This window comes from Ensifer sp. Root127, from assembly GCF_001425225.1.
Taxonomy (GTDB): Bacteria; Pseudomonadota; Alphaproteobacteria; order Rhizobiales; family Rhizobiaceae; genus Ensifer; species Ensifer canadensis.
On sequence record NZ_LMDX01000017.1, the window covers coordinates 138,803 to 160,438 of the forward strand.

A 21,636-nucleotide genomic window follows, 5' to 3' on the forward strand; every position below is an offset into this window, starting at 1 on the left:
AACTGCGGCGGCGACATCCTCCTCTGGCGCCAAGTCCCTCGCTCCTTGCGGGCACAGGGCGATTTTGACGCCACAATTATGCAGCTTCTCCCCATTGATCGTAGCAAGCGCAGCCGTTCATCGGCGGTTCAGGCCAACTAGTTCAGTGTGATAGCCAGTTAGGAGGAGTTTGCGATGAAAAAGCTCTTATCCGCCCTCGCAGCGATTGGCTTAGCTGCGTCTTTCGCCTTACCGCTAAGCGCCGCTCCGATTTTCGTGCCAAAACCCGAACAAGTACAGACCAGCACTGTCGAACAGGTCAGCCACTGGCGTCATCGTCAATGGCGCGCGGATCGTCGGTGGGATCGCCGCTGGGATAGGCGGCACGCTTGGCGTTCCTGCGGTTACTACGGCAGGTGCTACCCGCGCCATTACGGGTACTACGACGGCTACCGCGACCATTACCGCTACCAGCGTCGATCGGGCGTCACAATCTACTTTAATTTCTAGCGGGCTAGCGCGCACAGCACTGCGGCACGTCAATGCACCGACCCCGCGCGTCGTTGGGCGGCGCACATATCGCTCGCCTTGCTCGAGAAAAAAGCCGACGAAGTGAGAATCCTAGAACCGGTCGACAGACGCCCGATCCTCTTCTCATCGTCACCGTCGAACCAACCCTTTAAGTCTGTTGCAATCGGCATAGATCCTCCTGCAGGAGGATGCCGCGATGTCAGAAGAATGGCCGATGTATATTTTGCAGTGTGTTGTTGTGATCGGCCTCGTAGGAGCTCTGTTCATCAGGGCAGACTAAACCTCGATAAATACTGCTTCCTGCTTCGACATCTGCTCAGGTCCGCCATTTCGGCGTGCGCTTTGCGTTGTGTAGCAACTCGCGGGCAGTAGCAAAGTGACCGAATAGGTACCTAAGCCTCTTCTCCTCCTCGTAGCAGAGGCGGTGTTTTTTGCAGAAATCGGTCACTGACCAGACTTTCGTTGCTGCCTCAGCAGCAAGTTTCTCGGTTTCTATACGCTCCATGTCGACCTCCCGGCGATTTACATTCGACCACCCTACTAAAGTCTAATGTAGCGGGAAATAAACTAAGACATAGCCACTTTGGGCTATCCCAGTTGTGGCGGCGCGCCTCCTCTCGCAAAACGGCGATTGAGCGGCCGCTCTCCTGTTTACAGGATCGAGCGGCCGCCTTTGTTATTGCGCCGGTGTTGTCGTCGACGGCTGGGTGGTTGACGGTTGGGTAGTCGATGGCTCCGTCGACGGCGTCGTTGTCGATGGCTCGGTAGTGGACGGAGTTGTTGATGGTGCGGTCGTAGTCGGCTCCGTAGTGGATGGAGTGGTGGTGGACGGAGTAGTTGTAGACGGCGCTGTTGACGGTTCCGTAGTGGTTGCCGGCGGAGTTGCCGTTTCTGTCGCGGTGTCGTTCGTCCCTGGCATTAGGAACATCACCGCCAAGATGATGATCACAACAGCGACGACTAGGCCAATTACGGTATTCCGGTTCATGCAGACCCCTCCTAAGTGTGGCTTTCACTTAGGTACATGGAGCGCAGCTTGGGGTTTTCAATGTGGGAAGCCAATGCACGACAAGCTTGGGCGGCATTGGTCTAATAGCGGTGAAGGCAAAGGCTCTGCCTCCCTTCACCTTCCAGCAAACACTTTCCACTCACACTAAGTCGTCTTGCGATCTTTCAGCGTTGAAAATACTCCAAACCAGAATTTGTAGTCATCACTACGCGCCTCAGTCCAGGCGTCCAGTGCGCAATAAGCGGCGGCTGTCGCGGCCTGCGGTCCATAAAGATCGATTGCGGCGGTGACCGCCTCCTCGGCTCTGAAATTTTTCCAGATGCCGTCCTTACCGTCCGTATCGCTGATGCCGGACGATTTAACGAGAATTTTGGACAAGCTCAATCTCCCTGCTGTCCGGCAGGTGATGTTGATGTTGCCGGACGTTGGAACTCCGTATCCGTGAGCCACAGAAGCCGCTTGGCGGTTCTTATCGTGTCGTCCCTGGCAACATTATTCGACAACGAACGCTTGTCCTCGTCGACTATCGATAGCCCTAAGATAGCGGCAAAGCTCAGGCTTTGGCAATCTTTTGTTGCATCAATGATTGCGAACATTATTGCAAAATCCAAACATATAGCGAAATACACAGTACAATTTGAGGGGTGCAGCGAGTTGGTGGGTTCTGATAGTAAGTTAGTTTGTGACATCAAAATCATGAGGCAACGATGAAACGCCAGCGAAGAACAGCCGCGGAGGCTGCGCAATGAAACCTCTGATCCTTATCTGCCCGCGCAACGTGGACATCTACCTCCTGCTCACGCACATCCTGAACGTCGATGGCTTCCGAACCGTGCTGGCCAGTGAAGAAGAGGTCGTCGAGAAAGCAGCGGCGATGAAGCCGGAGGTGATTATCCTGGATACAGGCACAGACGCGGCATCGACTTTAAGGACAGCCGCGGCGATCAGATCCAACGAGATCACTGCCGCAATCCCAACGATCGCCCTCGTTGCAGCCGGCGAGGAGCGGCATTATCTGGATCTATTGAAGGCCGGCGTAGATGAAAACTTCGTTCGGCCCGTGTTGCCCATTAGGCTATTGAATTATCTTCATTCTCTTTCAAAACTCGCCGCACGGCAGGCGGCAACAGAACCGCCGTTGACGAACACGCTGGCGGATACATTGGCGTTTGGAGGATTGAAAATTCGGGTGGGGCGGCGGCTGGTGATATATGAAGGGCGCGAGCTGCAACTCGGACCAATCGAGTTCAAGTTGTTGAGCCGGCTTCTCGAGGCTCCCGGCAACGTCTTCTCCCGCCAACAATTGATCGAGGTCGCCTGGCCGCCAAACCTCTATGTTCAGTCGCGCACCGTCGATGTGCACATCGGCCACCTGCGTCGTTCGCTGCGACGCCTGACCGGCGGCAATCTCATCCGCACAGGGCGTCAGGCTACGTCGTGGAACTTAAGCCGTCTATAGGAGAAGGTTGATTTAGTAATACTGAATGTCTTGAATTTAGTATCTTATAATTCAGTAAAATGTGAGTTATTGTTTAAGCTACTGTTTTTGTATTTTGCAGAAGATTCAAAAATATTTGCACAATGCTTCGTTGAATAGGATCGTTACAACAGCCAGTCTCCACTCAATTCATGTTCTGGAGGCACGAAATGTCGATAACCACTAAAACCGGTCCGAACGGCGCAAGTAGGAGCCTTCGCCGGAATACCGATAGTCTCATCCGCCATTCGCGAAGCCACTTCGATGCTGCGCATTTCCATGGGCTCATGGCCCTCTATGCGCGCCCTTCAGTCGGTCGAGCTGTCGTTCTACCGCATGAAGGCGAGCGCCGTGTCGTTGATTTCGTGCGCTGCTCCTATCTAGGGCTCGATAATCATCCGAAGATTATCGATGGCGCAATCGAAGCGCTGATCAATTATGGAGCCTTGCATTGGTCTTGCGCGCGAACCCGCCTCAATTTCGCGATCATCGGCGAACTCGAGTTGGCCCTGTCAGAGTTGTTCGATGCGCACGTGATTGCGTTCAGCACTGTGCTGGCCGCAAACATGAGTGCACTTCCGTTGATCGCTTCCGGTCACCTGACAGGTGGCGCCAAGCCCGTGATGGTTTTTGACCGCCTCGCCCATGCGACGCTTGCCTATCACAAGGGAACGCTCGCTGGTGAAACCAAGGTCGAAACGATTGAGCACAATGACATCGAAGCGCTCGAGGCACTTTGTAAAAAAAATCCTGCAGTTGCCTACATTTGCGACGGCGTCTATTCCATGGGAGGTTGTGTCAAGCTCGAACAACTGCGCCAGTTGCAAGACCGTTACGGCTTGTTCCTCTATGTCGACGACGCCCACGGCATCTCCATCTTCGGAGGCAACGGCGAAGGCTTTGCCCGGTCACAGATTGACGGGTCGCTCGGTGACCGCACGATTATTGCAGCATCTCTGGGCAAGGGTTTTGGCGCCTCAGGCGGGTTGCTGATGCTCGGCAACGACCACCAGGAGCAGCTCTTTCGACGGTTCGGGGTTGCTCATGCATTTTCTGCATCTTTGAATGTAGCGGCGATCGGCGCTGCACTCGCATCCCAAGCCTTGCACCGCACGCCGGAACTCCAAAATCTGCAGCTTGAGCTGCAGTCACGCATTGCTCTGTTTGACTGCCTCGTTCCAACCCAGCAGCGCGGTTCCTCTCTGCCGATACGAACAGTCGAGATCGGTGACGAATTAAGAGCAATCGCGGCGGCGAGAACTTTGCTGAATAGAGGATTCTACACATCGGCAATTTTCTTTCCGACCGTTCAAAAAGGCCGCGCCGGATTGCGCATATGTCCGACAGCGGGACACAGCGAGGGCGATATCAAGGCAATCGGCGAAGCGATCGTTGCCGTCCTCGAAGAGTTCGAGCAAGCGGGGGTGGGCTCAAATGCTGACTTCCAACGCTAAATTCGGCTTACCCACGACCGCCAGTGAGCTGTGCATTGAGGTTCCAGGCGCCGCATATGTCGTCAGACGCCTGGCAGAACGTCCCGCACTTGGCCAACTGCTCCAGACGGACGACGGCGACCTCATTAAATTTGTCGCTGGCGGGAAGATCACAATGTGGGCGCGCGGCAAACGATTGTTTCTGTTTGTGGAGGCAAGTGACCTCCTCACGCGTATCGCGATCGAAGACGTTCTGGCCGTGGAGCTTAGTTCCATCCACCCGACGCTTCCGACCTTGCTGCTGTGGCATGCCGCCAAGTGCGCTCGCCTGCAATTTCCGCACCATCGTGAACAAGGGCGACCTTCAATTCCAGTGCGCGAAACATGGGGTTACTCACGCCAGTGAGGCCGCCGCTTCCGCCTCAACCCAATGGAGTGAACCGACTATGATCAATAAAAGTCTATTGGCGCTCAAGGCGAGCTGGCCTGTTTCAGTCTTGCAAAAAGCGTATCCGATATCTCGAATTCGCGGGCCTTGCCCCGTCCGAGCGCGTTCTTCGCCCAGCCTTCCCTCAAAAGGCCGCGGGCAACCAGCTGGTCGATCGGCTCTGCCGCTCCGCCCCGCGTCAATCCTGTCTTTTCCGTGATGTTTGTCAGCGTCAGCGGGATGTTGGCCAGGTGCAAGGTATAAAGCAGGCTCAGCATTCCCAGCTGCTTGAGGCGAGCCTGCGGGGTCTCTCCCTCTACCGGATTGTCCATGATCTCGCTCATTGCGAGCGACGAAAACGTAATGCTCTGCCAGCGGGCGTCAAATGACGTTGGCATGGATTTAACTGTCATTTTTGTGACACGCAGGCGATCTGACAAATCGCTCCCCCATGGTCTCTCTAGTTGCTCCGCGAGGTTTTCGCATGGTTTTCAGCATCTCTAAGATCGTCCTATCCGGCTCTTTGTCGATTGCAATATATGCCGTGTACGAGACTAAATCCTATGCGGATAATTGGGCATGTGAAGTCCTTCTTTGCCTGTCGAACCCTGGCGGCCCAACCGAGTTCGCGGAATGCCGGCCGTCAATCCACAAGCTTTGGAAACATTTGGCGGAGGGGCGGTCCTTCCCCGTCTGTAGCGGTATCGGTTTTCGAGCGTCTCGTCCGGGGTATGAGCCCTATTACTGCGAAGCTGGGTATCGGCTGGGCCAGCGTAGTGGAGACCGCGGCCGCGAAGCGACATGCATTTCGTTGCGGCCGGTCCCAACAGGCAACGACAGTTGTACGAGGCGGTGGCTGGACGGGCGACAGGCGGGTCAATGGGAATGGGCACAAGGACGACGCGTATGCGTAGCGTACCGGCTGAAACCGCCGCATGTGCGCCAACACCCCCGCTTCGTCGACCTAACGATTGATGGGGTGGCGCCCCAACGTGTGTGGTTTTGATCCGATGCCCGTCCTATTCGTCGAATTGGCTGAGACCTGCGCACCGACGATCTCAAGCGAGATCCTCGCGGCTGTCGTCAGCATTGAAAGCGGCATTGCGCCGTTGGCGATCCGTATCAACAGTGATTATCCGCTCGGCGCTCCGCCGCGCGATATCGTCGAAGCCGCCGATATTGCGACCAGGCTCATTGCCGAGGGCCATAGCGTGGATCTCGGGCTCGGGGGCCTAAGCCCGTCTGACCTTGCGAGCATGGGAATGAGCATCGTCGATGGCTTTGACCCGTGCGAGAACCTCAAGGCCACGGCGCACCTTCTGACGCAATACCGGGTCGCTGCGGACCGCGCGGGGTTCGAAGGCACAGAGCTCGAAGCCGTCACGCTGCGCGCCTACTTCGGTCGGGGCGATGCAAAGATCGGTGAGATCGTCGGATACGACCGCCGTGTTCAAATAGAAGAGGAGCGGTTGAAGCCACGCCTGGCCGAGCTCGTACTGGAAGATGTCACGCAGCAGGCACGGTCGCCGCAGCGAGCAATGGGTGGCGGCGACATTGACCCAATGCCCAAAAATGACGCGCCGCGCGACGAACCCATAAAGGCACACGAGGTCCAGCCGTTGTCCCCCGGCGGCCAGGATGAGTGGGATGTATTTGCTTCCAAAGCGGGCTCTTCGGTTGTCGTTTTTGCCAACAATAAAGGGAGTTTCGAATGACCTTGCGATCGCATCTAAAGCCTGTTGCGGCGTCGATATTGATCACCGCAGCGACGACCTTGGCGATGATGGAACCAGCCTTCGCCCAGGCCGCTGGCATTGAAAACGTGCTTCAGAACATTGTCGATATGCTGACCGGCAATATCGCGCGCCTGCTCGCGGTCATCGCCATCATAGTCATCTGCATCTCCTGGATGTTCGGTTACATGGATCTGCGCAAGGCAGGATTTTGGATCATCGGTATCGGCGGCATCTTCGGCGCCACTGAACTGGTCAACACGATCGTCGGATGATGCTCATGTCGCGCGCTGCTGCTGTTGAGGAAGACACGCTATTTCTTGCCTGCACGCGTCCCATCATGGTTGCCGGGGTGACGATGGAGGCGATGGCGATCAACGTGATGCTGACGACGATCCTGTTCATCGTCGCCGGCTCGATTGTCTATGCCCTGGTTGGCGTGGTTCTCCATCTCGCTTTCAAAGCACTCGTCAAGCACGACCACAATATGTTCCGCGTCCTCGTTGCCTGCGTCGAAACGCGATGCAGGGCGCGCAACGCGGTTCTGTGGGGAGGCTCGACTGTCACTCCCTTGCGCCTTGATCATGTTATGGCCTGGAGGATCTAGACCTTGACTAGTTTTGCTAAGTTCAAAGCCCGCGAACTGGAACCGGAAACCTTCATTCCCTACGTCCGTCACATCGATGAGACCGTCATTGGCCTCGATTCTCGCGCTTTGATGACGGTCATCGCCCTTGAAGGCATCGCTTTTGAAACTGCTGATCCGCTCGATATCGATGCGTTTCACCGCGATCTCAACACGCTTTATCGCAACATCGCCGATGAGCGGTTGGCGCTATGGGCACATATCATCCGCCGGCGCGACAATGACTATCCGAATGGCGTTTATGCCAATGCCTTCTCCGACAGCCTCAATCGAAAATACCGCGACAGGATGGTTGGCGAGGATCTCTTTCGCAACGATCTCTATCTGACGCTGGTGTGGCATCCGGCCCGCCATCCTGCTCGCAAGATCGCATCGCTGTTGACGAGGCTAAAGACCGCACGGGCCACTGGCTTCGAACTTGATCGCCAGGCCCTCAAACATCTGGTCGACGTGACGACCGACGTCTCAGCCGGCTTGGCGCGCTTCGCGCCGCGCATTTTATCGATCTATGAGCACGACGGCATTGTCTTTTCCGAGCCGAGTGAGGTGCTCCATCAACTGGTCGGCGGCAGGCGAGAACCGATCCCGCTTACGCAAGGGCGCATTTCTTCAGCGATTTACTCCGACCGGGTCATCATTGGCCGGGAAACCGCCGAGATACGACATGAAGCCGCGAGCCGTTTCGCCGGCATGTTCGGGTTCAAGGAGTACCCGGCGCGCACCCGCACTGGCATGCTTGATGACCTGCTGACGGCGCCGTTCGAGCTCATCCTCACTCAGTCATTCGCCTTTGTCAGCAAGGCCGACGCCAAGGTGATAATGGGGCGCAAACAGAACCAGATGGTCAGCGCTGGCGACAGGGCATGTTCACAACTGCACGAGCTTGCAGACGCCCTCGACGATCTGGAATCAAACCGGTTCGCCCTGGGCGAACATCATCTGACGCTCGCAGTCTTTGCGCCATCGGTGACGGAGCTCAATGACAATCTGGCAAAGTCGCGCGCGCACCTCACCAATGGGGGTGCAGTCGTTGCCCGTGAGGATCTCGGGCTCGAAGCAGCCTGGTGGGCGCAGCTTCCGGGCAATTTTCGCTATCGCGCCCGCTCTGGCGCAATCACGTCCAAAAATTTCGCCGCTCTTTCTCCGTTCCATTCCTATCCCCGCGGTCAGGAGCACGGCAACGAATGGGGCCCCGCCGTCGCTCTCCTGAAAACCGCATCCGGATCGCCGTTCTATTTCAACTTCCACCATGGTGATCTCGGCAATACTTTCGTCTGCGGACCGACAGGATCGGGCAAAACCGTCGTCGTCAATTTCATGCTCTCTCAGTTGCAGAAGCATGATCCGCATATTGTCTTCTTCGACAAGGACCGTGGCGCCGATCTGTTCGTGCGCGCCGCAGGCGGGATTTATCTGCCGCTGCAAAATGGTGCGCCAACTGGATGCGCACCACTTAAGGGTCTTGAGCTCACGCCGCAGAACAAGGTCTTTCTGTCCCAATGGATCGCGAAGCTTGTCGGCTCGAAGGCGCGTGAGCTTTCCGTTACCGAAGTCCGCGATATTGCCGGCGCCATCGAGGGAATTGCTGACCTTTCGCGCGATGAGCGCACCATAGGGGCGCTGCGTGCTTTCCTCGACAACACTGATCCTGAGGGCATAGCGGCGCGCCTGCGTCGCTGGGAAAAAGGCGGGCCGCTTGGCTGGGTGTTCGACAATGATGCCGACGACATAGGCATCGGCGCGAAGTTCCTCGGCTATGACATGACGCATTTCCTCGACAATGAGGAAATCCGCACGCCACTGATGGCCTATCTGTTTTATCGCGTCGAGCAGTTGATCGACGGCCGCCGGATCATCATCGTCGTCGACGAATTCTGGAAGGCGCTTGCCGACGAGGCCTTCCGCGATCTTGCTCAAAACAAGCTGAAGACGATCCGCAAGCAGAACGGATTGATGCTGTTTGCCACGCAAAGCCCACGCGACGCTATCGGTTCACCGATTGCACATACGATCATCGAACAATGCCCGACACAGCTATTCATGCCGAATGCGCGTGGAAGTCATGCCGATTATGTCGATGGTTTCAAGCTGACGGAGCGTGAGTTCGAACTGATATCGTGTGCACTCTCCAACGATGCGAGGCGGTTTATCGTCAAGCAGGGCCACAACAGCGTTGTCGCCGAACTCAATCTCGCAGGCTTCGACGATGAACTCGCCGTGTTGTCCGGGCGCACCGCCAATGTCGAACTGGGGGATCGTATCCGTGCGGACGTAGGAGACGATCCGTCCGCCTGGTTGCCGCTGTTCCAGCAAATGAGGAGTAAAAGCTGATGATCAGGAAGATGACAGCGATGATCGCTGCAGCCGCAGTGCTTTATGCAACAGGGACCTCAGGGCAGGGGATCCCGGTTGTCGATAACGCTGCAATCGCCAAACACATAGAGAGCATTGCCCAGTTGACCAAGCAACTGGATTCGATGAAGGCGCAGCTTGATCAGGCGCAGCAGCTTTACGGTTCCCTTAACAAACTGACCGATATGGCTGATATCGCAACCATTTTGAACGATCCGGCGATCCGCAACGCACTACCCGACGATTTCTCAGCCGTCCAAGGGCTGCTGAAGGGCGCAGGCGCCGGCGCCTTTGGCGATTCCGCCACGAGGTTCCTCGATGACAACAGCATCTATAAAACCAGCGCCAACGATTTCTACGCCTCAGAACTTGCTCGTATGCAGAACCGCAACGCCGGTCAGATGAGCCTCGGGCAGCAGATCTATGACGCGGCAACCAAGCGCATCGACGGCATCGACGAGTTGCGCAAACGGATTGCCGCGGCCGGAGACGCCAAGGACATAGCAGACCTTCAGGCCCGGCTGCTTGCCGAGACCGCCTTTCTCGAGACGGACACCCTGCGCATGCAGGCACTGCAGATGATCCAGCAAGCGCAGGTTCAGGTTGATCTGCAACGCCAGGCCGAAGACTGGCGCAAACGGATGGACGCAATGGGAGCCGCACTCAAATGACAACGTCGATGCCGACCCGCCTGCTGTTGCCCGTCGCCTGCTCGCACGGTGAGGTTCTCACCGACTTGAACCGCTTGGCCGAGGCGGTCCGTGGCAAGGCTCGGCTCGAGCGAACGAACAAGGCGCTTGGGGGCTAAGGCGGATGTACCAGGTCTTTGCTTTCCTCGACAATCAGTTCAAGGCTCCACTTGAGAGTTTCATTTCTTCCGGAACATCCAACATCAGCACGTGGGTGGCGGGGCCGTTGACGGCGGCCCTCGTGCTCTATGTCGTCCTCTATGGCTATCTGGTTCTCAGAGGGTCCATCGAAGCGCCTGTGCTGGAGTTTGCCTACCGCGCGATCAAGCTCGGCATTTTGGTGATGCTCGTGCGCAATGCTGCCGACTATCGGGCGTTTGTAACTGATCTATTCTTCACCAGTCTGCCGCAGGAAATCTCCACGGCGCTCAACACCGGCACCGTACCGAGTGCGTCGACATTTGATGCACTGCTCGACAAGGGGCAGGCGTCGGCCAACCAAATCTGGAACAGAAGCTCTTGGCCGCTCGACATCGCGACCGCGTTCGGTGGCCTCTTGATGGTCGTCATTACATTCGTCGTCGCTGCAATCGGCTATATCGTCTCCCTCTATGCCCGCGTCGCACTCGCCATCATTCTGGCACTCGGTCCCATTTTCATTGCACTGGCGATGTTTCAGAGCACGCGGCGCTTCACCGAAGCCTGGATCGGCCAACTGGTCAATTTCGTTATCTTACAGATCCTGGTCGTTGCGGTCGGCTCGCTGCTGATCACGACGCTCGACACGTCGTTCACCACCGTCGAAGCCTACGAGGACGTCTTGATGCGGCCGATAGCGATCGGAGCCATTGGGATCGCAAGCCTCTACGTCTTTTATCAGCTCCCCGGTATCGCAGCATCCCTTGCTGCCGGTGGTGCGTCGCTGACCTATGGCTACTCTGCGGCACGCGATGCGCATGAGAGTACGCTCACCTCCGGAGCAGTCGCTGTCCAGCGCATCGCGCGACGCGGTATGCGCGCCGCCGTTCGCCGCTTGTCGGAACACGACACGTCGTGACCTGCCGATGCTCTTCCAGCAAGGTGCCTCAACGGCGCTGCGACCCTTTACGGATGAACAAAGGATACCGGTCGATATGCCGCGAACTGTCTTCTGCCTCCTATTGTTGGCCCTGGTCAGCGGATGCAACACGATGACGTCTCATCTCCCGAAATGCGACGGATACACCAAACGCCCGCTCAACCGTTCAATGTGGCAATGGGAGGGCGGTAGACAGCGTTCTGCAAAACCGCTCGGTTACCTGCGTGAACAGCCAGTTCCCGCGGCCTTCGAGGAGTTTGACGAACGCGCGTCCTATCGCAAATGCGCCGAGGCGCTGGGGCGCCAATGATCACCCCGGATGGTTTGAAGGCCTATTTCGACAGGGCGCGCCGTTTCGATCAGGATCGATTGATAAGCGTCGAACGTTCGGCACGAATTGCCTGGACTATTGCGATTGTTGCAAGTTTCGTTGCCTGCGCCGCCGTCTTTGCCGTCGCTGCGCTCGCGCCATTAAAGACGGCCGTGCCATTCGTCGTGCGTGTCGACAATTCGACCGGTATTGTCGACGTGGTGTCGGCCCTGACCTCGGGGGCCGGAAGCTACGACGAAGCGGTGACGAAGTATTTTGCTGCGCGCTATGTCAGGGCGCGCGAAGGCTATGTTTGGTCGGAGGCCAAGGAGAATTTCGAGACCGTCTCACTCCTGTCGGCGCAACCCGAGCAGATGCGGTTTGCCACCCTTTACCGCGGCAGCAATCCCCACTCCCCACAAAATGTTTACGGGCGGGGTTCGACGGTGAAAGTCACGATCAAGTCGATCTCCCTGATCAACGCAAGCGTCGTGTCGGTGCGCTTTCTCAGCACCATCACCCGGGCAGACGATGTGCGCACAACCCATTGGGTGGCGACGATCACTTATTCCTATGTCAATGCCCCGGTCTCCTCGACCGACCGGCTGGTCAATCCAATTGGCTTTATCGTCAGTGAGTATCGGGCAGATCCGGAGGCGATCAATTGAAGACAATTTCATTTCCAGTCTTGGCCGCCCTTGTCGCCGTCACCGCGGTCTTTGATCCAGCCTTGGCCCTCAATATTCCGAGCGGCGCCGGGCAGGACAACCGTGTTCGTTTCGTCAACTATCAGCCGTATAACATCACCCGCATCGTCGGCACACTGCGCTCGTCGGTTCAGGTGGAGTTTGCGCCCAATGAGGAGATCGCGCATGTGGCGCTTGGCAATTCGGTAGCCTGGGAGGTGGCGCCAGCCGGCAATATTCTGTTCCTAAAACCGCGCGAAAACCAGCCGATCACCAACATCTCCATTGTCACGACAAGACGAGATGGCTCAAAGCGCAGTTACCAGATGGAGCTGACAGTGCGCGACGGCTCCGTTGTTGCCGGGCAAGATACCTATTTCTATGTGAAGTACCGCTATCCCACTGACGAGGCGCGGCGCCGGCGCCTGGAAGCGCAGGCCCGTGGCCAAGCGGAGAAAGCCGGTGCTGCAAATGACGTTTTGGCGCTCCATGAGCAATATGGCCCGCGCAACTGGCAATATTCGGCGCAAGGATCTGCCGCGATCGAACCGCAGGCCGTTTACGACAACGGCAAGCTTACAACCTTTGTCTTCGGCGACAACCGGGAGATCCCGGCAATCTACCTTGAGAACTCCGACGGAACCGAAAGTCTCGTCCCGAAATCCGTCTCCGGTGATCTCGTGCTCGTCCATGCCATCAGCCGCAAGTTCATCCTGCGTCGCGGAGCGGATGTGATCTGCGTCTTCAACGAGGCCCAGACTCTTGGCGCAGACAACCCCGGGACACATACGACCTCTCCATCGGTGGAGAGGGTCGTCAAGGTACCAGATGAGGACACAGCCCAAAGAGACGCACAATGACAGACGATGTTCCAACGACGATACCCGGCGAACGCGGACATGCCCAGCTTCCCCAAGGGTTCGACAGCAACCCGGCTCTCAGACGCGGCGCCGTTGTCGCAGCTATCCTCGCCTTCATCGGCTTCGGGCTGTGGTCGATGCGTTCGCAGACCCTTGACCCGAATGCCAATCGTGAGGAGCGGGTGGTCATCCGGCAAGCGACGGACTTCGAGCCGGCAAAAGAGGAGCCGAAGACGGTGGAGCCATTGCCCGAAGTCAAATTGCCAACGCCGGTTGTCGCCGAAGCGCCCACCGAACCCGAAAAAGACGAGCTTCTGGAATCTGCCCGGCGAGCCCCAGTCATGGCCTTCAACGCAGGCCAAGGGATCGATCGCCGTTCCGAATACACGCAAACACCGCCGGATCAAGCTTCGACCTATCTGCCCATTAATGGCGCGCTTGGCGGCGAGGTAGGCGAGAACGAAGATCAGCGTTTCGACCGCAGGCTGAAGCCGACACGGCTCGAAGGTTCGCGCGCCGGACATCTCGGCAACCGGAACTATATCGTCGCGATGGGGACTTCGATCCCGTGCGTGCTCGAAACGGCGCTGTCTTCTGACCAGCCTGGCTTCGCGAGCTGTGTCATCAATCGCGACGTGTTTTCGGATAACGGCCGCGTGGTGCTGATGGAGAAGGGCACACAAGTTGTCGGCGAATACCGCGGCGGTCTGCGGCGCGGCCAGAAGCGGCTCTTCGTCCTCTGGAACCGTGCGAAAACGCCAACCGGTGTCATCATTGCGCTTGCTTCACCCGCAACCGATGCGCTCGGTCGAGCCGGTTTTGACGGTCATGTCGACAGTCATTGGTGGGAGCGCTTCGGCAGTGCTTTGCTCCTGTCGATCGTTGGTGATGTGGCGAGCTTTGGCGGAAGGCAATTACAGGATCAGGACGTTGACGCGGAGGGTACGACGAGCGCCGGCAGGCAAGCGGCAGCGATCGCCGTCGAGCAATCGATTAATATTGTCCCGACGCTCAGCAAGCATCAGGGCGAGCTCGTGTCGATTTTCGTGGCGCGTGATCTCGATTTTTCCGGGATCTATGAATTGCGGGTGTCCAAACCACGTAACTCTGTTCTCGAACGTTCTGTCCTCGGCGACTTCAGCAAACGCGCGCGCGTCGTAACGAAATGAGGATCAGCGCGTGACGGGAACGTGCGACGCGCCTGTCGTGCGCCAGCTTCTCCAGCCGATCGCCGGGTTGCTGCAAAACCCCACACTCTATGAGGTGGTCATCAACCGGCCGGGCGAAGTCCTGGCAGAAGGGTCCGCTGGCTGGTCGCGCTTTGACGTTGCGGAACTGACCTTCGACAGATTGATGCGTCTTGCCCGCGCCGTTGCCAGTCATTCGCATCAGGCGATCGACGAGGCGAGGCCGATCCTTTCGGCAACTCTTCCGGACGACGAGCGTATTCAGATCGTTATCCCGCCGGCAACAACAAAAGGCACGGTTAGCATCACCATTCGCAAACCCTCATCCGTGTCCCTGTCGTTAGGCGGCCTAGACGCAGCAGGACTATTTACCGTGACCGCCGCGGCGGGTGATCGAGCCGACAGTCCGGACAGAAGGCTGTCTAAGCTTTACGAAGCCGGAAACTATGCGGCGTTCCTGGAGCAATCGGTTGTCGCCCGGAAGAACATCATTATTTCCGGGGCGACCGGCTCGGGTAAAACCACGCTGTCGAAGGCGCTGATCCAGCACATTCCGACGTTCGAGCGCATTATCACAATCGAGGACACAGCCGAGCTGGTCATACCGCAACCAAACCACGTTCGACTGTTCTATTCGAAGGGGGAACAGGGCCTTGCGAAAATCGGTCCCAAGGAGCTGCTGGAGTCAAGCCTGCGGATGCGTCCCGATCGTGTCCTGCTGCAGGAACTGCGCGACGGCACGGCTTTCTACTACATCCGAAATATCAACTCCGGGCATCCAGGGTCCATCACCACAGTGCACGCTGACTCGGCAGCCCTCGCGTTTGAGCAACTGACCCTGCTCGTTAAGGAATCCGACGGCGGGCAGGATCTCGCGCGCGACGATATTCGCGACCTGTTGAAGATGTTGGTCGATATCGTCGTTCAGTGCAAACGGGTCGAGGGGAAGTTCCGCGTAACGGAGATATGGTTTGATTGGCCAGCGTAGTGGTTAGTCGAGGGAACGTTTCCTGAAAAGATTTTCGAGCGCTGCTCTCTGCAACCTTTGCTTGGGGCTCGATTGAGGAGTATTGTTTGGGGTCAAGACCCTTGATCACGAGTGGGGCGGGAGACCGCGGCACCCTTCATCGCCCTTCGACTGCGGGTGAGGAGTTCATGTGTTCGGGAGGAAGAGGTGAAACGAAGACCCCATATTGAAGGGAGGACGTCGCGTCGCAAGTTCCTTAGCGGTGCGGCTATGGCCGGCGCGGCGGTGATCGCTGCACCGAGTGTCGTCAAGGCGCAAGGGCCCGTCAACATGCGCTGGCAGAGCACATGGCCCTCCAAGGATATCTTTCACGAGTTCGCGCTCGATTTCGCCAAGAAGGTCAACGACATGACCGGCGGCGACCTGAAGATCGAGGTGTTGCCGGCGGGCGCCGTCGTGCCAGCCTTCGGCCTGCTCGACGCAGTGTCGCAAGGAACCCTCGACGGCGGCCACGGCGTTCTTGTCTACCACTACGGGAAACAGACGGCGCTGGCCCTCTGGGGCTCCGGGCCGGGCTTCGCAATGGACGCCAACATGCTGCTGGCGTGGCACAAATATGGCGGCGGCAAGGAGCTTCTCGCCAAGCTTTATGAATCCATCGGCGCCAATGTCGTTTCGTTCCCTTATGGTCCGATGCCGACACAACCGCTCGGCTGGTTCAAGAAGCCTGTGGCCAAGGTTGAGGATCTCCAAGGACTGAAATTCCGCACTGTCGGCATCTCGATCGACGTCTTCACCGGTCTCGGGGCGGCAGTCAATGCGTTGCCGGGCGGCGAGATCGTCGCGGCACTGGACCGTGGGTTGCTCGACGCGGCCGAATTCAACAACGCTTCGTCCGACCGCGTCCTTGGTTTCCCCGACGTCTCGAAGATCTGCATGCTGCAGAGCTACCACCAGAATGCCGAGCAGTTCGAAATCATGTTCAACAAGACGAAATACGACGCGCTGCCTGAGCAAATGAAGGCCATCATCGCCAATGCCGTTGAGGCTGCTTCACAGGACATGCACTGGAAGGCGATCGATCGCTATTCGAAAGACTATTTGGAGATGCAGACGACCGACAAGGTAAAATTCTACAAGACGCCTGAAACGATCCTCAAGAGGCAATTGGAGGTTTACGACGAGGTCGTGAAGAAGAAAGCGGCCGAAAACCCGCTCTTCAAGGAGATTCTTCAGTCCCAGCTCGCTTTTGCACAGCGGGCAACGCGGTGGGAACAGGACACCGTCGTCGGCCGGAGATTGGTGTTCGATCACTATTTCGGTCCGGACGGTGTCGCCAAAGAACTCTGACGCGTGGCTCGGGCATTTCGGGCGGAGAACTTCTGGCCAAAAGAATGCACCATCTGGGGGCACGCGTGACCGTTCAGGATTTTCTGCTCAGGATCGATGCAATCAGCGTGTGGGTTGGAAAGGCCGCGGCGTGGCTCATCATTGGGCTGATGACACTTGTCTGCGTCGAGGTCATCAAACGCTACATCATGAACATGCCGACCGCCTGGATCTTCGACGCCAGCAACATGTTTTACGGCACGCTGTTCATGCTCGCCGGAGCGTACGGTTTGGCGCAGAACGCTCATGTGCGTGGTGACTTTCTCTACAGCTCACTCAGACCGCGGATACAGGCCGGGCTCGATCTCGTCCTCTACATCCTCTTCTTCCTGCCCGGCGTCGCCGCCCTCGTTTACGCGGGTTACGATTACGCGGCACTTTCGTGGCGGATCGGCGAGCATTCGACCGTGACGGCAGAGGGGCCGCCGATCTACTACTTCAAGACCGTCATACCGATAGCCGGTGCTCTCGTGATGCTTCAAGGACTGGCCGAGATCATGCGCTGCATCGTCTGTCTCAGGTCCGGAGAATGGCCGAGCCGCATTGAGGATGTCGAGGAGATCGACGTCGTCGCCGAGCAGCTTGCGCATAGCGAGCACATAGACGCCGAAACGCGCGAGGCCGCGATCGAGCGCGCCCAGGACATCGACAGGGCAGCGCGAAAACGAGGCCTGGGGGGAGACATCGAGACGTGAGCGATCCGTTCCTCGGACTGACGATGCTGATCTTCATCGTGATCGTGATCATGATGGGGTTCCCGACAGCCTTTACGCTGATGGGGCTCGGCATGCTCTTTGGATTCTATGCCTTCTACAATCCGGCCGAGCACTGGATCGACAATCGCGTCTTCGACCTAATGGTTCAGCGCACCTACGGCGCGATGACCAACGACGTCCTGATCTCCATCCCTCTCTTCGTGCTGATGGGCTACGTGATGGAGCGCGGTGCGCTGGTCGACAAGATGTTCTACAGCATCCAGCTCTGTTTCAGACGGGTGCCGGCGTCGCTTGCCGTTGCAACGCTCATCGTTTGCACCTTCTGGGGCATCGCCAGCGGCCTCGTCGGCGCCGTGGTGGTGCTGATGGGCGTCATCGCGATGAACCCGATGCTGCGCGCCGGCTACGACGTGAAGCTTGCCTCGGGCGTCATCACCGCCGGCGGCACGCTGGGCATTTTGATCCCGCCATCGGTGATGATTATCGTCTACGCGGCGGTTGCCGGGCAGTCGGTCGTCAAGCTTTATGCCGCGGCGATGTTGCCCGGCTTTTTCCTTGCGTTCCTCTATCTTGTCTACATTCTCGGCTGGGCGATGATCAATCCGAAGATCGCACCCGCCTTACCCGAAGAACAGACAAGAGTTCCGGTGCCCGATTGGATGAGGAGCTTTGAGGCCCTCTATTCACACAACATGTTAGCCGGGCTCTTCTCCGCGCTCTTTTCGCCGTCGCGGGCGATGGCAATCGAGACCCCGGAGGGGCGGCTCACCTATTGGAAGCTGATCAAGAATACCTGCGCTGCGCTGGTACCTTTCTTGCTGACCGCATTCACGCTTGCGCTCGTGTGGTGGTATGTCGTCATTTATCCGCAAGCCTCGGCCGAGGCCGAAGCGCCCGAAGGGCTTGAGGAGCTCGGCGCGCCGGCGCTCGATGCGGGTCCGGCGGCGGTCGACGGGCCGACAGGGAGTTTCTACGTAACGTTCGGCATCATCGCCGCCATCGCCGCGGTCGTACTCGTGCGCTACTACCGCAACATGACCACGGATCGCTTGCAGGTCGTGAAGCTTCTGGTCTCCTCCGTCATGCCGCTCGGCATTCTCACTGCGCTCGTCCTTGCCGTTATCCTGTTCGGGATCACGACGGCGACTGAGTCCGCTGCCGTCGGCGCTGCAGGGGCCTTCCTGCTTGCGTTCCAGGCCCGGACGCTCAACTGGAAGCGCACCAAGGAAGCGGTATTCCTGACGGCGAAGACGACCGCGATGGTCTGCTGGCTCTTTGTCGGCTCAGCGCTCTTCTCCGCGGTCTTTGCTATCCTTGGCGGCCAGGCGCTCGTCGAAGAATGGGTGCTGGCGCTCGACCTGACGCCGGTGCAGTTCATGATCCTGTCGCAGGCGATCATATTCGTTCTCGGCTGGCCACTCGAATGGACCGAGATCATCATCATCTTCGTGCCGATCTTCCTGCCGCTGCTAAGCCACTTCGACATCGATCCCATTCTCTGGGGTGTCCTCGTTTTCGTCAATCTTCAGGCAGCGTTCCTGTCGCCGCCAGTCGCGATGTCGGCCTATTATCTCAAAGGTGTCTCGCCGCCACAGGTCACCCTCAGCCAGATCTTCGCAGGCATGATACCCTACATGCTGATCGTCATACTCTGCATGGTCATCATGTATGTCTGGCCGGGCATGGCGCTCTGGCTTCCGTATTATCTCTACGGCTGAGAGACTACCGCCTCATCTGTGCTCTCGGCAACGCAGGCGGCGCCTACACGTTCACGCCGCTTGGTCATCGGGCGCGTCGCTACCCGAACGAGGCTTACGTCTCATCCGCTGTCGAGTGCGAAGTTTCCCGGGAGGTCTCGCACGATAAATGCCAGCGGCGGCAGTCAATCCGGTCGATTGGTCTCCCGGCTGCGGCGGCAGCCTGCGCCGAGCAGCAGACTGTTTGACAACAACCGGTTATTGCCGGATCGTAGGCGTTTAGCTGTGAACTTCCATGCCAGCAGTCTCTTGACGCAGCGTTGTCTGCGTGGCGATGCCAGCTCGGTCGAGCAATCCCATCGAGCGGTGCCCACGAGCCCCTTTGAAGCCGAGCAGAGCCTAAACCAACCTGGGAGGATAACGTGAGCGACCATATCTATAAGAAGGTGGAACTTGTCGGTAGTTCGAAGGTCTCGGTGACCGAGGCGATCGAAACAGCGATTATGCGGGCCTCGAAAACCATGAGAAACCTCGAATGGTTCGAGGTGGATCAAATCCGCGGACAGATCAAGGAAGGCGCAGTGGCGCACTATCAGGTGGTTATGAAGGTCGGATTTCGGATAGACGATTGAAACGTTAGGCCGGTTCCTCGTTCCGACGTACCAACCGGTCTCCGCCTGTCGAACGGTTATCCATGGAGGTTCACGGTCGGCGTTTGTAGCGTAACGGCGAGGAATACCTCTCGGTCGAGCTGGAAGCGCCCGAGATCGGCGTGATCTTCGGCAAACGTCGCGCCTGCGCCTGCGGTGAGGGGAGCCGCAAGGCCAACTTCGTAATCCATTCGCAGACACGCTCATATCATGCGTTGTCGCAATCTTTCGGCCTCCTGCGGACCTTGGCGATCCTGCGAGCCCGTCCGTCGGCGTCACGGCTATTGAAGAGCTTCGCAGCCTTGCACTGAATTCCGGGCGATAACGCTGCTCTTGTAGCGCCGACCCATACCATCCTCGCTGCGGTTTCTGAACGCCGGGATGCGATGGCGCGCACCGGCCACGTGTCTTTCCGATCGGTCGCCTCGGATGCCATTCCCGTTCTCGATGTCGCCTTTCTAAGGGACCGGCCGCGTCCAGCGTCAACCCGCAAGGGGTTTCCCTCCGCTTCGCTGCGGTGACACTTGCGGCTCGGCCCCTTCTTCGGGCGCCATCGGGAATGGTTCCCGAGCAACCGAAGGAGACAGCACCATGGCCACCACGATCGCAACCCTTACCGAAAAGACCGACGGCACCCTCGAAGGTCTCTTCGCCACCATTAAGGTCAACGCCCCGATCGCCCTCATCCCGAATGGGCAGAAGACAAGCGAAGGCGCCCCTGACTATCGCATCATCCACCGCCGCACCGGCTTCGAGATCGGCGCCGGCTGGTACCGGAACTCGCAGCGCACCGGCGAGGAATACCTCTCGGTCAAGCTCGAAGCGCCCGAGATCGGCGTGATTTTCGGCAATGTCGCACCGGCACCGGGCGGCGAGGCGAACCGCAAGGTCATCCTGTGGAATGATCCAGCCTGAGCGTCGCATACGCCGGCCCCGCGGTGATCGCGGGGCCGCTCCGTCCAACCCCTTCATCCTGGAGAATACCAATGCGCCTCATCACCGAGGAAATCCGCGCGGCCCTCATCACCAACGGTCGACGCTTCCAACGCGATCCAGACTTCGATCCGCTTCCGCTCGTCAAACTGTTTACGCCCGACGCGGCCGCCACATGGTTGATCGCTGCTGCCGAACCGGAGGACCCCGATCTGCTCTTCGGGCTCTGCGACCTCGGCGTCGGGTTTCCCGAACTCGGTTCCGTTCTTCTCTCGGAGATCCAATCCGTTCGCGGCCGCCTTGGCCTGCGCGTCGAAAGGGACCTCACCTTTAAAGCGGACCGGCCAATTTCGGCCTATGCCAAAGTCGCTACTGCAGCCAGCCGGATCGTCGCCTAGCTGAGTATATAGCCAGGAGGGGCCGTAGTCGGCAGGCTACGGTCCCGGTCTGTTTGTCGTCATTGGCGAAATGCAACTCGTGGCGCTCTAACCGGATCTTGTCAGAAGCGAGGTCAGCCAGGTGCCAGCACATTGCATACCCAACCCACCCTGTCTGCTCAGAAGTGTCAGGATGCCATGAGGGGCCGGAACGCTTCAGGGCCGCGCGGCCCCTCCAATTTTGCCGCAAGCGGCAAAATCGGCTCCTCCGCGCGCCGGCCCCGCCGGTCGCGTGACGCGAGCCTTGACCCCTTCCGACCCCTCATGACCGACGGCGTCATCTTTCACAAATTCAAGGAGGTGGCATGAAAGCAGCCGCGTCCCAGGAGAGAACGGACCATTGAGATGCAGGTGATGATCGAGGGACAGTCACGCTTCCGGCCTTTCGGCTTACCTTATTGGGGTTTCGAAGATCTCAACAAGGGAGTTGGAAGCATGACTGCCTCTTAT

26 protein-coding genes are annotated in these 21,636 nt (G+C 58.2%); 21 read left to right on the top strand and 5 right to left on the bottom strand.

Features of this window, described 5'->3' with window-relative positions; translation table 11 throughout:
* Window positions 1-174: 174 nt before the first annotated feature.
* Window positions 175-489 (top strand): hypothetical protein, encoded by a 315-nt coding sequence (locus ASD03_RS40625; RefSeq protein WP_082555506.1) that lies wholly within the window; start codon window positions 175-177, stop codon window positions 487-489.
* Window positions 490-826: 337 nt separating this feature from the next.
* Here ASD03_RS40625 and ASD03_RS40630 read toward each other — a convergent pair whose 3' ends face one another.
* The 3 genes from ASD03_RS40630 to ASD03_RS39100 all read right to left on the bottom strand — a co-directional run bounded on the left by ASD03_RS40630 (window position 827) and on the right by ASD03_RS39100 (window position 2,115).
* A complete protein-coding gene (locus ASD03_RS40630; protein ID WP_057206313.1) occupies window positions 827-1,015 on the bottom strand; it encodes a hypothetical protein in 189 nt (62 codons plus the stop codon).
* A 648-nt stretch (window positions 1,016-1,663) separates the two neighbouring features.
* On the bottom strand, window positions 1,664-1,897 hold the full coding sequence (locus ASD03_RS19510; protein WP_057215254.1) for a hypothetical protein: 234 nt from the start codon (window positions 1,895-1,897) through the stop codon (window positions 1,664-1,666).
* A gap of 2 nt (window positions 1,898-1,899) precedes the next feature.
* Window positions 1,900-2,115 (bottom strand): hypothetical protein, encoded by a 216-nt coding sequence (locus ASD03_RS39100; RefSeq protein WP_156408000.1) that lies wholly within the window; start codon window positions 2,113-2,115, stop codon window positions 1,900-1,902.
* A 149-nt stretch (window positions 2,116-2,264) separates the two neighbouring features.
* Here ASD03_RS39100 and ASD03_RS19515 point away from each other — a divergent pair, with 149 nt between their 5' ends.
* The 3 genes from ASD03_RS19515 (at window position 2,265) to ASD03_RS39105 (ending at window position 4,835) form a co-directional block, all read left to right on the top strand.
* The gene (locus ASD03_RS19515) at window positions 2,265-2,978 is read left to right on the top strand and encodes a response regulator transcription factor (RefSeq protein WP_057215257.1); all 714 of its coding nucleotides are present in this window, start codon (window positions 2,265-2,267) and stop codon (window positions 2,976-2,978) included.
* A gap of 188 nt (window positions 2,979-3,166) precedes the next feature.
* On the top strand, window positions 3,167-4,450 hold the full coding sequence (locus tag ASD03_RS19520; RefSeq protein ID WP_057215260.1) for an aminotransferase class I/II-fold pyridoxal phosphate-dependent enzyme: 1,284 nt from the start codon (window positions 3,167-3,169) through the stop codon (window positions 4,448-4,450).
* On the top strand, window positions 4,431-4,835 hold the full coding sequence (locus ASD03_RS39105) for a hypothetical protein (protein ID WP_156408001.1): 405 nt from the start codon (window positions 4,431-4,433) through the stop codon (window positions 4,833-4,835). The genes ASD03_RS19520 and ASD03_RS39105 overlap by 20 nt, the downstream gene beginning before the upstream one ends.
* Before the next feature lie 65 nt (window positions 4,836-4,900).
* On the opposite strand, the gene ASD03_RS19530 is transcribed toward ASD03_RS39105, so the two are convergent.
* The gene (locus ASD03_RS19530; protein ID WP_057206320.1) at window positions 4,901-5,254 is read right to left on the bottom strand and encodes a MarR family transcriptional regulator; all 354 of its coding nucleotides are present in this window, start codon (window positions 5,252-5,254) and stop codon (window positions 4,901-4,903) included.
* A 612-nt stretch (window positions 5,255-5,866) separates the two neighbouring features.
* On the opposite strand from ASD03_RS19530, the gene ASD03_RS19535 reads away from it, so the two are divergent.
* From ASD03_RS19535 to ASD03_RS19605, 15 genes are all read left to right on the top strand, one after another.
* Entirely contained in the window at window positions 5,867-6,571 is a 705-nt protein-coding gene (locus ASD03_RS19535; RefSeq protein WP_057215266.1) for a transglycosylase SLT domain-containing protein, read from the top strand.
* Window positions 6,568-6,864, top strand: a complete 297-nt coding sequence (locus ASD03_RS19540) for a TrbC/VirB2 family protein (RefSeq protein ID WP_057215268.1) — start codon at window positions 6,568-6,570, stop codon at window positions 6,862-6,864. The genes ASD03_RS19535 and ASD03_RS19540 overlap by 4 nt, the downstream gene beginning before the upstream one ends.
* Before the next feature lie 5 nt (window positions 6,865-6,869).
* Entirely contained in the window at window positions 6,870-7,196 is a 327-nt protein-coding gene (locus ASD03_RS19545) for a type IV secretion system protein VirB3 (RefSeq protein ID WP_057215337.1), read from the top strand.
* A gap of 3 nt (window positions 7,197-7,199) precedes the next feature.
* Window positions 7,200-9,566 carry a VirB4 family type IV secretion system protein gene (locus ASD03_RS19550; RefSeq protein WP_057215270.1) on the top strand — a complete coding sequence of 789 codons (2,367 nt, stop codon included), beginning with the start codon at window positions 7,200-7,202 and terminating at the stop codon, window positions 9,564-9,566.
* Window positions 9,566-10,258 carry a P-type DNA transfer protein VirB5 gene (virB5, locus tag ASD03_RS19555; RefSeq protein WP_082555508.1) on the top strand — a complete coding sequence of 231 codons (693 nt, stop codon included), beginning with the start codon at window positions 9,566-9,568 and terminating at the stop codon, window positions 10,256-10,258. The genes ASD03_RS19550 and virB5 overlap by 1 nt, the downstream gene beginning before the upstream one ends.
* Window positions 10,255-10,395 (top strand): hypothetical protein, encoded by a 141-nt coding sequence (locus ASD03_RS39110; protein ID WP_156408003.1) that lies wholly within the window; start codon window positions 10,255-10,257, stop codon window positions 10,393-10,395. The genes virB5 and ASD03_RS39110 overlap by 4 nt, the downstream gene beginning before the upstream one ends.
* Window positions 10,396-10,400: 5 nt before the next feature.
* The gene (locus ASD03_RS19560; RefSeq protein WP_057215272.1) at window positions 10,401-11,333 is read left to right on the top strand and encodes a type IV secretion system protein; all 933 of its coding nucleotides are present in this window, start codon (window positions 10,401-10,403) and stop codon (window positions 11,331-11,333) included.
* Window positions 11,334-11,660: 327 nt separating this feature from the next.
* Window positions 11,661-12,332, top strand: coding sequence for a virB8 family protein (locus ASD03_RS19570; RefSeq protein WP_057215276.1), 672 nt, complete (start codon window positions 11,661-11,663; stop codon window positions 12,330-12,332).
* A 5-nt stretch (window positions 12,333-12,337) separates the two neighbouring features.
* Window positions 12,338-13,210 carry a P-type conjugative transfer protein VirB9 gene (gene virB9, locus ASD03_RS19575; protein WP_057215342.1) on the top strand — a complete coding sequence of 291 codons (873 nt, stop codon included), beginning with the start codon at window positions 12,338-12,340 and terminating at the stop codon, window positions 13,208-13,210.
* Window positions 13,207-14,379 (top strand): type IV secretion system protein VirB10, encoded by a 1,173-nt coding sequence (gene virB10 / locus ASD03_RS19580; RefSeq protein WP_057215278.1) that lies wholly within the window; start codon window positions 13,207-13,209, stop codon window positions 14,377-14,379. Before virB9 ends, virB10 begins: the two co-directional genes overlap by 4 nt.
* A 10-nt stretch (window positions 14,380-14,389) precedes the next feature.
* Window positions 14,390-15,385, top strand: coding sequence for a P-type DNA transfer ATPase VirB11 (gene virB11, locus ASD03_RS19585; RefSeq protein ID WP_057215280.1), 996 nt, complete (start codon window positions 14,390-14,392; stop codon window positions 15,383-15,385).
* A gap of 186 nt (window positions 15,386-15,571) precedes the next feature.
* Window positions 15,572-16,714: a TRAP transporter substrate-binding protein gene (locus tag ASD03_RS19590; protein WP_057215283.1), complete on the top strand. Its 1,143-nt coding sequence runs from the start codon at window positions 15,572-15,574 to the stop codon at window positions 16,712-16,714.
* A gap of 44 nt (window positions 16,715-16,758) precedes the next feature.
* Window positions 16,759-17,448 (top strand): TRAP transporter small permease subunit, encoded by a 690-nt coding sequence (locus ASD03_RS19595; RefSeq protein ID WP_057215286.1) that lies wholly within the window; start codon window positions 16,759-16,761, stop codon window positions 17,446-17,448.
* Window positions 17,445-19,187: a TRAP transporter large permease subunit gene (locus ASD03_RS19600; protein WP_057215289.1), complete on the top strand. Its 1,743-nt coding sequence runs from the start codon at window positions 17,445-17,447 to the stop codon at window positions 19,185-19,187. Before ASD03_RS19595 ends, ASD03_RS19600 begins: the two co-directional genes overlap by 4 nt.
* 401 nt (window positions 19,188-19,588) lie before the next feature.
* On the top strand, window positions 19,589-19,798 hold the full coding sequence (locus ASD03_RS19605; RefSeq protein ID WP_057215292.1) for a dodecin: 210 nt from the start codon (window positions 19,589-19,591) through the stop codon (window positions 19,796-19,798).
* 56 nt (window positions 19,799-19,854) lie between these two features.
* Here the strand turns inward: ASD03_RS19605 and ASD03_RS39115 are convergent, their stop codons facing one another.
* Window positions 19,855-20,007, bottom strand: a complete 153-nt coding sequence (locus ASD03_RS39115) for a hypothetical protein (RefSeq protein WP_156408005.1) — start codon at window positions 20,005-20,007, stop codon at window positions 19,855-19,857.
* A 400-nt stretch (window positions 20,008-20,407) separates the two neighbouring features.
* Between ASD03_RS39115 and ASD03_RS19610 the strand changes: the two genes are divergently transcribed.
* Entirely contained in the window at window positions 20,408-20,731 is a 324-nt protein-coding gene (locus ASD03_RS19610) for a DUF736 family protein (protein WP_057215297.1), read from the top strand.
* A gap of 65 nt (window positions 20,732-20,796) precedes the next feature.
* On the top strand, window positions 20,797-21,147 hold the full coding sequence (locus tag ASD03_RS19615; RefSeq protein WP_198956882.1) for a DUF2958 domain-containing protein: 351 nt from the start codon (window positions 20,797-20,799) through the stop codon (window positions 21,145-21,147).
* Window positions 21,148-21,636 lie beyond the last annotated feature (489 nt).

What these genes read in the sequence shown, in the direction of transcription:
- ASD03_RS40625 (WP_082555506.1), top strand. Translation starts at nt 175, where the DNA reads ATGAAAAAGCTCTTATCCGCCCTCGCAGCGATTGGCTTAGCTGCGTCT.
- ASD03_RS40630 (WP_057206313.1), bottom strand. Translation starts at nt 1,015, where the DNA reads ATGGAGCGTATAGAAACCGAGAAACTTGCTGCTGAGGCAGCAACGAAA.
- ASD03_RS39100 (WP_156408000.1), bottom strand. Translation starts at nt 2,115, where the DNA reads ATGTTCGCAATCATTGATGCAACAAAAGATTGCCAAAGCCTGAGCTTT.
- ASD03_RS19515 (WP_057215257.1), top strand. Translation starts at nt 2,265, where the DNA reads ATGAAACCTCTGATCCTTATCTGCCCGCGCAACGTGGACATCTACCTC.
- ASD03_RS19520 (WP_057215260.1), top strand. Translation starts at nt 3,167, where the DNA reads ATGTCGATAACCACTAAAACCGGTCCGAACGGCGCAAGTAGGAGCCTT.
- ASD03_RS39105 (WP_156408001.1), top strand. Translation starts at nt 4,431, where the DNA reads ATGCTGACTTCCAACGCTAAATTCGGCTTACCCACGACCGCCAGTGAG.
- ASD03_RS19530 (WP_057206320.1), bottom strand. Translation starts at nt 5,254, where the DNA reads ATGCCAACGTCATTTGACGCCCGCTGGCAGAGCATTACGTTTTCGTCG.
- ASD03_RS19535 (WP_057215266.1), top strand. Translation starts at nt 5,867, where the DNA reads ATGCCCGTCCTATTCGTCGAATTGGCTGAGACCTGCGCACCGACGATC.
- ASD03_RS19540 (WP_057215268.1), top strand. Translation starts at nt 6,568, where the DNA reads ATGACCTTGCGATCGCATCTAAAGCCTGTTGCGGCGTCGATATTGATC.
- ASD03_RS19545 (WP_057215337.1), top strand. Translation starts at nt 6,870, where the DNA reads ATGTCGCGCGCTGCTGCTGTTGAGGAAGACACGCTATTTCTTGCCTGC.
- virB5 (WP_082555508.1), top strand. Translation starts at nt 9,566, where the DNA reads ATGATCAGGAAGATGACAGCGATGATCGCTGCAGCCGCAGTGCTTTAT.
- ASD03_RS39110 (WP_156408003.1), top strand. Translation starts at nt 10,255, where the DNA reads ATGACAACGTCGATGCCGACCCGCCTGCTGTTGCCCGTCGCCTGCTCG.
- ASD03_RS19560 (WP_057215272.1), top strand. Translation starts at nt 10,401, where the DNA reads ATGTACCAGGTCTTTGCTTTCCTCGACAATCAGTTCAAGGCTCCACTT.
- ASD03_RS19570 (WP_057215276.1), top strand. Translation starts at nt 11,661, where the DNA reads ATGATCACCCCGGATGGTTTGAAGGCCTATTTCGACAGGGCGCGCCGT.
- virB10 (WP_057215278.1), top strand. Translation starts at nt 13,207, where the DNA reads ATGACAGACGATGTTCCAACGACGATACCCGGCGAACGCGGACATGCC.
- ASD03_RS19595 (WP_057215286.1), top strand. Translation starts at nt 16,759, where the DNA reads ATGCACCATCTGGGGGCACGCGTGACCGTTCAGGATTTTCTGCTCAGG.
- ASD03_RS39115 (WP_156408005.1), bottom strand. Translation starts at nt 20,007, where the DNA reads ATGGATTACGAAGTTGGCCTTGCGGCTCCCCTCACCGCAGGCGCAGGC.
- ASD03_RS19610 (WP_057215297.1), top strand. Translation starts at nt 20,408, where the DNA reads ATGGCCACCACGATCGCAACCCTTACCGAAAAGACCGACGGCACCCTC.